This window comes from Agrobacterium sp. LR_9, from assembly GCF_041954855.1.
Classification (GTDB): Bacteria; Pseudomonadota; Alphaproteobacteria; order Rhizobiales; family Rhizobiaceae; genus Agrobacterium; species Agrobacterium leguminum.
Window position 1 is genome coordinate 1 of the sequence record NZ_JAVAYA010000016.1, and the last position, 12,267, is coordinate 12,267.

10 protein-coding genes are annotated in these 12,267 nt (G+C 59.5%); 6 read left to right on the top strand and 4 right to left on the bottom strand.

Annotation, left to right across the window (positions count from 1 at the left end; translation table 11 throughout):
• Positions 1-201: 201 nt before the first annotated feature.
• On the bottom strand, positions 202-1,986 hold the full coding sequence (locus RAC79_RS17765) for a PAS domain-containing methyl-accepting chemotaxis protein (RefSeq protein WP_174039800.1): 1,785 nt from the start codon (positions 1,984-1,986) through the stop codon (positions 202-204).
• A gap of 273 nt (positions 1,987-2,259) precedes the next feature.
• Between RAC79_RS17765 and RAC79_RS17770 the strand changes: the two genes are divergently transcribed.
• From RAC79_RS17770 to RAC79_RS17795, 6 genes are all read left to right on the top strand, one after another.
• The gene (locus RAC79_RS17770; protein WP_174039801.1) at positions 2,260-2,733 is read left to right on the top strand and encodes a VOC family protein; all 474 of its coding nucleotides are present in this window, start codon (positions 2,260-2,262) and stop codon (positions 2,731-2,733) included.
• Between the two features lie 262 nt (positions 2,734-2,995).
• Positions 2,996-4,339 (top strand): extracellular solute-binding protein, encoded by a 1,344-nt coding sequence (locus RAC79_RS17775; RefSeq protein ID WP_078053603.1) that lies wholly within the window; start codon positions 2,996-2,998, stop codon positions 4,337-4,339.
• An 82-nt stretch (positions 4,340-4,421) separates the two neighbouring features.
• Entirely contained in the window at positions 4,422-5,312 is an 891-nt protein-coding gene (locus RAC79_RS17780) for a carbohydrate ABC transporter permease (protein ID WP_065656065.1), read from the top strand.
• A 7-nt stretch (positions 5,313-5,319) separates the two neighbouring features.
• Positions 5,320-6,204 carry an ABC transporter permease subunit gene (locus RAC79_RS17785; RefSeq protein ID WP_080857156.1) on the top strand — a complete coding sequence of 295 codons (885 nt, stop codon included), beginning with the start codon at positions 5,320-5,322 and terminating at the stop codon, positions 6,202-6,204.
• A 32-nt stretch (positions 6,205-6,236) separates the two neighbouring features.
• A complete protein-coding gene (locus RAC79_RS17790; RefSeq protein ID WP_174039802.1) occupies positions 6,237-7,358 on the top strand; it encodes a sn-glycerol-3-phosphate import ATP-binding protein UgpC in 1,122 nt (373 codons plus the stop codon).
• A 406-nt stretch (positions 7,359-7,764) separates the two neighbouring features.
• On the top strand, positions 7,765-9,090 hold the full coding sequence (locus RAC79_RS17795; RefSeq protein WP_174039803.1) for an LLM class flavin-dependent oxidoreductase: 1,326 nt from the start codon (positions 7,765-7,767) through the stop codon (positions 9,088-9,090).
• A gap of 103 nt (positions 9,091-9,193) precedes the next feature.
• Here the strand turns inward: RAC79_RS17795 and RAC79_RS17800 are convergent, their stop codons facing one another.
• From RAC79_RS17800 to RAC79_RS17810, 3 genes are all read right to left on the bottom strand, one after another.
• Complete coding sequence (locus RAC79_RS17800; RefSeq protein ID WP_003520165.1) at positions 9,194-10,021, bottom strand: carbohydrate ABC transporter permease; 828 nt, start codon at positions 10,019-10,021, stop codon at positions 9,194-9,196.
• The gene (locus RAC79_RS17805; RefSeq protein ID WP_174039804.1) at positions 10,018-10,902 is read right to left on the bottom strand and encodes a carbohydrate ABC transporter permease; all 885 of its coding nucleotides are present in this window, start codon (positions 10,900-10,902) and stop codon (positions 10,018-10,020) included. The genes RAC79_RS17800 and RAC79_RS17805 overlap by 4 nt, the downstream gene beginning before the upstream one ends.
• Before the next feature lie 68 nt (positions 10,903-10,970).
• Positions 10,971-12,245 (bottom strand): extracellular solute-binding protein, encoded by a 1,275-nt coding sequence (locus RAC79_RS17810; protein ID WP_174039805.1) that lies wholly within the window; start codon positions 12,243-12,245, stop codon positions 10,971-10,973.
• Positions 12,246-12,267: the final 22 nt, after the last annotated feature.

Genomic DNA, 12,267 nt, shown 5'->3' on the forward strand with positions numbered 1-12,267 from the left:
TGCAACATATTGATTTTATTCGACGTGATCAGATCCTCGGCACAGGGCCGAGGATGACGCCGAGAGAGTGTTGATACTCAGCGGCTGACTTTAACGGGTACTGGGGACCGTCCGGCATTTAAACCGGACGAAAGTGGCACAGGGGCCGATGATGAGAGAATGTAGGCTCACCACCGGCTTCAGAGCCGTTGAGGCCTCACCCTAAAAGTCCTGCCACTCCTCATGCTTGACGGCAACCGCAGCGGAACCACGCGCCGCAAGCGGGCGGGGTGCGCTGCGATGCGAGCTCACCGGCGCGGATTGCTGCTCGAAGCCGCTGCGCGCTGAGGCGGAGGATCGGGCCATGTCCTCGAACCGGAATTGCCCGAGAAGTTCGAACAGGGCCGCCGCTTCCCGCGCAAGGCTGTGGCTTGCGGCAGTCTGTTCCTCGACCATGGCGGCGTTCTGCTGGGTGCCCTGATCGACGGTGTTGACCGCCTGATTGATTTCCGCAAGCGCCGTGGACTGTTCGCGCGCGGCATCGACAATCGCAACGACATTGGTGTTGATATCCCGCACCTGCTCGGCGATTTCCTGCAGGGCCGAACCCGCCCGGGTGACGAGGCCAACGCCGTTTTCCACCTGCGCGCCGGAGGCATTGATCAGGCTCTTGATTTCCTTGGCGGCCGTTGCGGAACGCTGCGCGAGTTCGCGAACCTCCTGCGCAACCACGGCAAAACCTTTGCCCGCCTCACCCGCGCGCGCGGCTTCCACGCCTGCATTCAATGCCAGAAGATTGGTCTGGAAGGCGATTTCGTCGATCACGCCGATAATGTTGGAAATCTCGCGTGATGATTTTTCGATCTGGTCCATGGCGCCGATCGCATCGCGCACCACCTGGCCCGAATGTTCCGCATGGTCACGGGCACGGGCGACGATCTTGCCGGCCTCTTCGGCGCGGCGGCTCGAATCGTTGACGGCGGTGGTGATTTCTTCGAGCGCGGCTGCCGTTTCCTCAATGGAGGCGGCCTGCTGCTCCGTGCGTCTGGCGAGATCGTCGGCAGCGGACCTGATCTCGTTGGAACCGGAAGAAATGGCGCCGGCATTTTCAGACACCAGCGTCATGGCCCTTTTCAGCTTTTCCGAAGCCGCGTTGAAATCCGTGCGCAATCTTTCAAGCGAGGGGATGAAGGGTTTCTCGATGCTCTGGGCAAGATCGCCTTCGGCCAGATCGGTGAGACATTGCGCCAGCTTTTCGACATTTTCGACGCGGCCGGTCACGTCGGTCGCGAATTTGACGACCTTGAACACCTTGCCGTTGAGATCGAAGATCGGGTTATAGGACGCCTGAATGAAGACCTTGCGGCCGCCCTTGCCAAGCCGCATGAACTCATCCGCCACGAGATCGCCGCCGGCCAGCCTTTCCCAGAACTGCTTATATTGCGACGACTGCGTATAGGCCGGTTCGCAGAACATGGAATGATGCCTGCCCTGCACTTCCGCCAGCGAATAACCGAGCGCGGCCAGAAAATTCTCGTTTGCGGTCAAAACCTCGCCATTCGGGGAGAATTCGATGATGGCCTGCGCCCGTGACAGGGCGTCGATCTTGCCCGAATCTTCCGCCGCCTTCAGCTTGCGGTCGGTAATATCGGTGGCGATCTTGACCACCTTCACCGGCTTGCCGCGACGAAACACCGGATTGTAGGACGCCTCGATCCAGACTTCCCGGCCGCCCTTGCCGATGCGCTTATATTGCCGCTGATCGAACTGGCCGGCCGAGAGCTTGGACCAGAAGGCCTTGTAATCCTGCGAGGACACGACCGCCGGCTCCACGAACATGCTGTGGTGCCTGCCGACGATTTCCGATAGCTCATAACCGAGCGCCCGACAGAAATTTTCGTTGGCGTTAAGAATTTTTCCCGAAAGGTCGAATTCAATGATGGCCTGGGATTTGGAAAGCGCGGCGAGAACCGCAAAAGCATTGGCACCACGATCAAGAATACTCACGCGCGTTTCTCCGATGGAAAGGGATGATTCCTATTCAAAATCATTCGTGAATATTATGATTACATTCTTAAATAATATTTAAGGATAAAGTTGATGTTCATCATCTGAAGTTGCAGATACCGTGCAATGTGTTGCCTGCCGGCTTTTTTCTCGCCGCCTTTTTTTGGGAACGTTCGGCGCATGGTCGCATTCTATACCGAATGGGGAACCGGCAATGGCCGGCGAATTTCCGCGCCGGCGCTACGACGATTTCAATTTGGGAGGAGCACACAAATGGAAAAGAACACGATCTGTATCTGGTACGACAAGGATGCCGAGGCCGCGGCCAGATTTTATGCCGAAACCTTTCCGGATAGCGCGGTAACCGGCGTTCACCATGCGCCGAGCGACTATCCCTCCGGCAAGAAGGGAGATGTGCTGACGGTGCAGTTCACCGTGGCAGGCGTTTCCTGCATCGGCCTCAATGGCGGGCCGGTCTTCAAGCAGAGCGAGGCTTTCTCGTTCCAGATATCGACCGAAGACCAGGAAGAAACCGACCGTTACTGGAACGCCATCGTCGGCAATGGCGGGCAGGAAAGCGCCTGCGGCTGGTGCAAGGACAAATGGGGCGTTTCCTGGCAGATCACGCCGCGCGTGCTGATGGAAGCCATGGCCGCCGGCGGTGCGGAGGCCAAACGCGCCTTCGAAGCGATGATGGACATGAAGAAAATCGACGTCGCCGCCATCGAGGCTGCACGTCGCGGTTGACTGGCGAAAGCTGTTCAGCAGCAAGTAGCGAGGCAGGTCAAAAACCGGAAGCCCCTGATAAATCAGCTTAAATTCCGGTTTTTTGTATTTGTCGCCCATTTTTTGCCGCGCAGAATGGGCTGCGCGGCCAGTCATCATAAAACGTTCAACAAACTGTAAGCCATCCGTCAAAGACGGCTGTTAGCAGAGCCTCCGTGGCTTCGTGCCGGGGACGTGAAGTCCTTGCCGAGCAGGCCATCATTCCAGCAACGGGGCTCAACTCATGAAATCTTCCGCTCTGACTTCCTTCGTGGCCGGCGTCGCCATCGCCGCCGCCTTCGGCGCCACCGCCGCCCAGGCAGAAAAGACCAAGTTCGAATTCTGGTACGGTCTTTCCGGCGATCTCGGCGACCGCGTGCAGGACACCTGCAAGAAGTTCAACGACTCCCAGGCCGAATTCGAGATCGTCTGCACCTCGCAGAACGATTACGAATCCACCCTGCAGAACACCATTGCCGCCTATCGCGCCAAGAAGCAGCCCGCCATCACCCAGATTTATGACGCCGGCACGCTGGACATGATGCTGTCCAAGGCTTTCGTTCCCGCCAAGAAGCTGATGGCCGAGAATGGCTACAAGATCGACTGGAACAATTATTTCCCCGGCATCGCCAATTATTACGCCACGGCTTCGGGTGAATTGAACTCCTTCCCCTATAATTCTTCGACCGCGATGTTCTATTACAATGTCGACGCTTTCGAAAAAGCCGGCATCACCTTCAAGCCCGACACATGGGAACAGGTCGAAGAAGCTTCCAAGAAGCTGAAAGCCGCCGGTTTCGAATGCCCGCTCGCCTTTAACTTCGACACATGGATGCTGATGGAGCAGTTCTCCGCCATCCACAACCAGCCGATCGCCACCAAGGCCAACGGTTATCAGGGTCTGGACGCGGAACTTGCGATCAACAAGACCAAGTTCGTCGACCACGTGAAATTCTTCAAGAAGATGCAGGACGAGAAGCTGTTCGTCGTCAAGACCAAGCAGCTCGGCATGGATATCCTGCCGGCCTTCACCTCGCAGACCTGCCAGATGTTCATGACTTCCATCGCCAACCACGGCACCGTCGGCAAGTCCATGCCGGAAGGCGTGAAGTGGGACGTCGCCATGCTGCCGATCTGGAAGGGCACCGAACGTCACAACTCGCTGGTCGGCGGCGCTTCGCTGTGGGTCATGGCCGGTCGTCCGGAAGCCGAATACAAGGGCGCTGCCGCATTCCTGAACTTCATCGCCCAGCCCGACATGGTTGAGTGGTGGTCGACGGTCACCGGTTACATCCCGGTCACCAAGACCGGCTTCGACGCCATGAAGGCCAATGGTTTTTACGACAAGGCCCCCTATAAGGGCCGCGAAAAGGCCATCGAGAGCCTGACCTTTACGCCGCCTTCCGAATATACCCGCGGTATCCGCCTCGGCGGTTTCACGCAGATCCGCAAGGAAGTCGCCACCTCGCTCGAAGCCATCTTCATGCAGAACGCCGATATCCAGGCTGAACTCGACAAGGCCGTCGAGCGCGCCAACACCGGCCTGCGCCGCTTCGAAAAGACCTATGAAGGCGCCAAGCTGAACTAAGCGTTCTTTCCTCGCCGTCAAAGGCCTGTCCGGACAGTCGTTCGGGCAGGCCCGCCGAAATCTCGAACTCTGCCGGACTCCAATGGAAAAGCGTACCGTCTTCAAAAGCACATGGCTGCCTGTGCTCTTCGCCCTGCCGCAGTTTCTGCTTATCCTTCTGTTCTTCTATTGGCCGGTTGCGGCGGTGCTGAACTGGGCATTCACCCTGGAGCCACCCTTCGGCGGCCAGGCGGAATTTGTCGGTTTGGCCAATTTCATCGAAACCTTCGGCGATCCGCTTTATTGGCAGTCGATCCTCACCAGCCTGATCTTTGCGGTCGCCGGGCCGTTTTTCGCGATCCTCATCGGCCTTGTGCTCGCCCTTGCGGTCGATCGCCAGCTTCCTGGCTCCGGCTTTTTCCGGGTGCTTTATATCCTGCCCTACGCGATCGCCGGTCCCGCCGCCGGCATGGCCTTCCGCTTCATCCTGTCGCCGGAACGCGGCATCGCCGCATCGCTGAATGCCTGGTGGCCCGATATCTGGAACCCGGCCAAATATGGCGAGCACGCGCTCATCCTCGTCATCGTCATCTTCATCTGGAAATGGGCGGGTTACACTTTCATCTTCCTGTTCGCCGGCCTGCAATCCGTGCCGCGTTCGCTGACCGAGGCCGCCGCCATGGACGGTTCCGGGCCCATTCGCCGTGCCATCGACATTCAGGTGCCGCTGCTTGCACCCACCCTGTTCTTCCTCACCGTCATCATGATGACCGAGGGTTTCGTCGGCGCCGATACGTTCGGCATCGTCGCCTCCACCACCGAGGGCGGCCCCAACCACGCCACCGAAGTGATGGTCTACCGCATCGTCAGCGAGGCCTTCGAGGGGCTGAACTATTCCGGCGCCTCTGCCCAGAGCCTCGTCCTCATCGGCCTCATCATGGTCTTCACCTTCATCCAGTTCCGCTTCGTCGAGCGGCAAGTCCATTACAAGTGAGGCGGCGATGATCCAGCGCACACCCTATGCCGACGCCCTGACCTATGCGATCATGGTGGCCGGCTTCGTCCTGCTCATCGGCCCTTTCATCGTCGTCATCTCAGGCGCCAGCCAGACGGTCCAGCAGGTCAACAGCGTCCCCTTCAGCTTCATGCCGCAGGGCGAATTCTTCACCAATGCGCAGGCGGCCTGGCAACGCGCCAATCTTGGCAACGCCCTCCTCAACAGTATCATCATGGCGACGCTGGTGACCGTCGGCAAGGTGGCCCTTTCGGCCTTCACCGCCTTCGCCATCGTGTTCTTCCGCTCACCGCTCAGGCATCTGTTCTTCTGGACGGTGTTCATCACCCTGATGCTGCCGCTCGAAGTGCGCGTGGTGCCGACCTATTCGGTCGCCGCCGATCTTTTCCAGCCGTTCCGCTCCATCCTCGGCCTGTTCGGCATCGAGGTCACCTTGGAATGGAACCTGCTGAACTCCTATGCCGGCCTCACCCTGCCGCTGATCGCCACCGCCACCGGCACTTTTCTCTACCGGCAGTTCTTCATGACGATCCCGGACGAGCTGGCGGAGGCCGCGCGCATGGACGGTTCGGGTGCGGCGCGTTTCTTCGTGGACATGCTGCTGCCGCTGTCGCGCACCAACATGCTGGCGCTCACCACCATCATGTTCGTTTACGCCTGGAACCAGTATCTGTGGCCGCTGCTGATGATCACCGATCCGTCCTACAAGACGGTGATGATGTCGCTGCGCGCGCTTCTGCCCGCCGATGACGGCACGCCGGACTGGAACGTCACGCTGGCCGGTTCCCTCATCATCATCCTGCCGCCGCTTCTCGTCGTGGCCTTCCTGCAACGCTGGTTCGTCCGCGGCCTCGTATCGTCCGACAAGTAACAGCGCGGCTTTCAACAACAAGGTTTCCCATCATGGCTCAGATCGATATCCGTCAGGTCCGCAAATCCTATGGCAAGACGCCCACCCTGCACGGCGTGGACCTCACCTTCGACTCCGGCGAATTCGTCGTCATCCTCGGCCCATCGGGCTGCGGCAAATCCACGCTCCTGCGCATGATCGCCGGTCTGGAGGACATCACCTCCGGCGAGATCGCTATTGGCGGGCGGGTGGTCAACACGCTGGAACCGCGCGAGCGCGGCTGCGCCATGGTCTTCCAGAACTACGCGCTTTATCCGCATATGTCGGTGGCCGGCAATATCGGCTATGCGCTGAAGGTCGCCGGCGTTCCGAAGGTCGAACGCCAGCGCCGCATCGAGGAGACCGCAAAGATCGTCGGCCTTTCCGATTATCTTGAGCGCAAGCCCGCGGCCCTTTCCGGCGGCCAGCGCCAGCGCGTCGCCATGGCCCGCGCCATCATCCGCGAACCTGCAGTGTTTCTCTTCGACGAGCCGCTCTCCAACCTCGACGCCAAGCTGCGCGTGACCATGCGCGCGGAAATCCGCAAGCTGCACCAGCGTCTCTCCGCCACCTCCATTTTCGTCACCCACGATCAGGTGGAGGCCATGACGCTGGCCGACCGGCTGGTGGTGATGAACAGGGGCAATGTCGAGCAGGTCGGCCATCCGCTGGATATCTATCACCGCCCGGCCAGCACCTTCGTTGCCTCTTTCATCGGCTCGCCTGCCATGAACCTGTTCAACACGAGGGTGGAGGTAGAATCCCCCGCCGTGATGCTGCATGGCACGCCCATAAAGCTCTTCCCCGAAACCGCGCTGGAACTGCGCGGCCGCGACGTAACCGTCGGCGTCCGCCCGGAACAGTGCGTGGTCAGCACGGATGGCGCCGGCGTGCCGGCAGTCGTGGATTTTGTCGAAGAACTGGGCTCGGGCCGCATCGTCCATGCCGATATCGCCGGCGAGACCTTCTCCGCCGCCATCGGTGAGGACCTTTCGGTAAAACCCGGCCAGCGCATCCACCTCGATCTCCCCGCCGCCCACCTTCATTTCTTCGATCCGGCCACGGGAAAACGGATCGAAACCGAGGGCGCCGTCGAAACCACCCGCATCGGCAACGAGAAACTGCTGGCGGTTTAGGCCCGCGTAAGATGCCTCCGGTGCGGTTTCGGATATAGTCCACCCGCACCGGCTCCGGAAGCGATGGTGTCGAATGACTGATCAAGTCGGATAAATCACATCAGAAAACCTATTTAATATATTGAATATTATATATTTCTTCATGGAAATTTGACAGCGAAAGCATCCACCGTCAACTGTCTTGCCGTGGCCACTCCGCCGTTGCACTTCAAAGATGACCGAGCGGCTACCGCCACGGGATCATCGCCAGATGCAGAATTTCAGCAAAAATCTTTCGGTTCGGAAATCATAATCGGAATAGTCTTTGCCGCGCCAATCCCCCGGCGGGGATATCGTCGCGACGAGCAAAGGCCTGCCTGCGACAAACGCGCCGCGCAAGCCAAAACATCGACGAAAGTGAAGCCCAATGGCAAATGATCGCAAACTGCATCTCGGCGCCTTCATGCGGCCCGTCAGTCTCCACACGGGCGCATGGCGTTATCCGGGCGCCTTCCCGGATGCGAATTTCAATTTCGCCCATCTGGCGCGCTTCGCGCAACAGCTCGAGGCCGCGAAGTTCGATGCATTCTTCATGGCCGATCATCTGGCGGTGCTGAACATGCCCACCGAGGCGCTGCGCCGCAGCCACACCGTCACCTCCTTCGAGCCCTTCACCCTGCTTTCGGCGCTCGCCGCCGTCACCTCCCGCATCGGGCTGGTCGCCACCGCCTCCACCACCTTCGATGAGCCATATCACGTCGCCCGGCGTTTCGCCTCGCTCGATCACCTCAGCAACGGTCGCGCCGGCTGGAACATCGTCACCACGTCAAATCCCGACGCGGCCCGGAACTTCGGCCGCGAGGAACAGCCGGATCATGCCGAGCGCTATGGCCGCGCGCGGGAATTTTACGATGTCGTCACCGGTCTCTGGGATTCCTTTTCCGACGACGCTTTTATCCGGCATGTCGATAGCGGGCTGTTCTTCGATCCCGAAAAGATGCATGTGCTGGACCACAAGGGACCTGAATTTTCCGTGCGCGGGCCGCTCAATATCGCGCGTCCAGTGCAGGGTTGGCCCGTCATCGTGCAGGCCGGAGCTTCCGAGCCGGGACGCCAGCTTGCCGCCGAGACGGCAGAGGTGGTTTTTGCCGCAACACCCACGCTTGCGGCGGGCAAGGCTTTTTATAAGGACGTCAAGGACAGGACCGTCGCCGCTGGCCGTTCACGCGACGGAATTGTCATCCTGCCGGGCGCTTTCGTTCTCGTCGGCGACAGCGTCGAAGAGGCGAAGGCCAAACGCGCCCGGCTCGACAGTCTCGTCCATTATGACAGCGCAATCGCCTCGCTTTCGATTGCGCTCGGCCACGATGTTTCCGGCTTCGATCCTGATAGCCCCCTACCTGATATTCCGGAAACCAACGCCAGCAAATCCAGCCGTGAAAGGGTGATCGAGCTTGCCCGAAGCGAGGGCCTGACGGTGCGCCAGCTTGCCCAGCGGCTGGGCGGTTATGCGGGTCTTGCCTTCGTCGGTACGCCAAAGACCATCGCCGACGAGATGGAGCAATGGCTCCATGAAGAGGGTTCGGACGGTTTCAATGTCACCTTCCCTTTCCTGCCTGCCGGCCTCGACGACTTCACGACGAAGGTAGTGCCGGAACTGCAAAGGCGCGGGCTGTTCCGCAGGGACTATGAGGGGCCGACATTGCGCGACCATCTTGGCCTGCAACGACCAGCCAATCGTTTTTTCACCTGAATAAAGCGCCGTCGCGCCGATTGCGCTCCCGGTAGGGAGATTTTTCGCGCCACAGCTCTCCAGTCTCAAGAACGAGGTACTGACCGCCCTGCACAATGCCCACTCACCCCTTCACACCAGACGAAATCATGATCGCCTCCGTCACGCGCCGCTGGAAGATGACATAGGCGATGATGACCGGCAGGGCCGCCAGCATGGCGACCGCCATCAGCCGCGCATAGGCGACGCCGAAAGCGTCGTTGACCTGGGTGATGCCGACCGGGATCGTCATCATGTTTTCGGAAGTGACCACGAGGAAGGGCCAGAAGAAGGCGTTCCATACCGTAATGAAGGTCACGATCGCCATGGCGGTCGTGATGCCCCAGTTGAGCGGCAGATAGACCCGGAACAAGATCGTGTATTCACCGCCGCCATCCAGCACCACCGCTTCGCGCATCTCCTTCGGCACGCTATCGAAAAACTGCTTGTAGACGATGATGACGATGGGCGTGATCAACTGCGGCAGGATGATGCCCGCCCAGGTGTTGATGAGGTTGAGGTTCTTCATCAGGATGAACTGGGTGACGACCAGCGTTTGCGCCGGCACCATGAAGCTCGCCAGCACGATGCCATAAAGCAACCGCCTGCCCGGAAAGCGTATCTGCGACAGCGCATAGGCGCAGAGCATGGAAATGAACAGCACCGAGATCGTGACGATGACGGCGACGCCGATGGAGTTCACATACCAGGTCATCAGCCGGGTATTGAATATCGCATTAAAATAAGCGCCGAGGCGAAACTCGTCCGGCAAAAGCGACATGTTGCCGGCAACGTTCTCATCGGCGCGAAGCGAGGTGACGAAGCTCCAGTAGAGCGGAAAAATCCAGACGAGGGCCGCCGAAAAAGTCAGCAGCGTCAGAACGAGGTTCTCGAGTTTTCTCATCGGGCTCATGAATTCCTCCGGATGCGCAGCAACTGGAACTGGAAAACGGAAACGATGACGATCAGCAGGAAAAGCACCGTCGCGACGGCAGACGCATAACCGCCATTGTTCATCTGGAAGGCCTCGCGATAGACCTTGAGAAGCAGAACGAAGCTGGAATTGAACGGCCCGCCGCCGCTTAAGAGATAGATCTGGTCGAATATCTTCAGTTGCAGGATCAGTTGCAGCGTCAGCACCAGCGCCGTCACCGGCCACAGAAGCGGCCAGGTGACGCGGCGGAAGCGCTGCCAGGTCGTCGCGCCATCCAGAGCCGCCGCCTCATAAAGCTCGGCCGGTATGTTCCGCAACCCGGCAATGAAGAGGAGCACATTAAAGCCGTTCGTCCACCAGATGGTGACGACGGCGACCATCGGCATGACCCAGTAGGGGTTCTTGAAAACGGCGACGGGTTTGCCCGCCAGCAGCGATATGACCGGCTGGAGAATGCCGAACTGCAGATCGAGCATCCACGCCCAGATTTCGGTGACGACCGAAACCGGCAGCACATAGGGCAGGAAAAACAGGCTCATGGCAATCGTCTGTTTCACGCCCGAAAGGCGGCTGATGGCGAGAGCGATCATTAGGGCGATGACGGTCGTGGGCACGACGGTCAAAAGCACGAAATAGCCGTTGTTCTTGAGCGAGGTGACGAACAGGCGGTCGCCCAGCAGTTTCGCGTAATTCTCCAGGCCGACCCAGTTTCCCTCACCGATCAGCGGCGCATCGGTGAAGCTCGTGCGCACCATCTCTATCAGCGGATAAAGAAAGAAGGTGGTGAAGACCAGAACGAACGGCGTCACCATCGACAGCGCGATCAGCGATTTCTTGCGCCGGTTTTCAATCATTGCCATGGAATGTCTCCGGGAGCTTGCGCATTGCAGCCTGCCCTGCGGCCTCAAACCGTAGGGCAGGCTGTCGATTACTTGAGCTTGCCCTGCAGCTCATCCTTGATCTGCTCCACGGCGTCGGTGCTGCTCATGAAGCCCTGAATGGCAGGGGCGATGACGTTGAGAGCGGCGTCATAGGCGGGCGAAGCGACCCCGGTTATGGTGGTCTTCGGATCGAACACCGCCGCTTCCGCCAGCGAGGCATAGGTGGCATTCGGCTGCATCGCCTTGTATTCGCTGCTTTCGGTGATGGACTTGTAAGCCGGAATATGCCCGGCATCGGCCCAGCTGATGGCGTGTTTCTCCATCCAGCCGATCACCTTCATCACCGCAGCGCGTTTTTCGCCGGAGACCGTTTTGTCACCTTCATTCGGAATGGCGAAAGCATGGGAATCCGCCCAGGTGGCGCGCTTGCCCATCAGGGGCGGCACTTCCACCGCACTCCATTTGAAGCCGAGCTTGCCGTTCTTTTCCAGATCCTTGTAGGTCGGAACTTCCCAGACGCCGTTCAGCTGGAACGCGGATTTGCCGGCGGAAAACAACGCCACCGAGGCTTCATATTCCGCCTGTTCCGGGGCCCAGCCGTTTTCCCGCCATCTGGACATGGTCTCGATGGCCTTTGCCGCCTTTTCGGCATTGTCGCCGGCCAGAACCTCTTTTTCAGTGACGAGTTCGCCGCCCTGTTGCGACAGCAGCGTATAAAAGACGCGCCACACCCCGCCTTCGCCACCCGATTGATAGGTGATGGGCGTCTGAACGCCATTGTCCTTCGCCCAGGCCAGCGCCTTCTCGAAATCCTCGATCGTCTTGATGCCGGTCAGCTTGCCCTCGGCGTCGAGATAGGGCGAGTCTTTGAGAAGATCGGCGTTGTAATAAAGGACAAGCGCGTGGATATCGAAGGGCACGGCGTAGAGTTTGCCGTTCTGGGTGGCCGCATCCACGGGTGCGCTGAAGAAGTCTCCAGCCTTCAGCCCCGCATCCTCGAGATCCTTTTCGGTGATTTCGCTCAGCACTTTTTCTTCAAGGCCGAGCGGCGCGCGTGACAGGTGATAGGTCATGATATCCGGCCCCTCACCCACCGCGGAGGCCGTGCGCACCTTGGTATAAAAGGGCACGCCCCATTCGAGCGTCGTTCCCTTGATCTGGATGTCGGGGTGTTCCTTGTTGAAGGCATCGATCAACGCCTTCATGCGCACGCCGTCACCGCCCGACAGAAAGTCCCACCAGACGATATCCTGCTTCGCGAGAGCCGGCAGGGCGCTGAGACCCAGAGCCGCACCAACAAGCAATGTCTTGATCAGTCGCATCGTTCACTCCTCCCGTTTGATA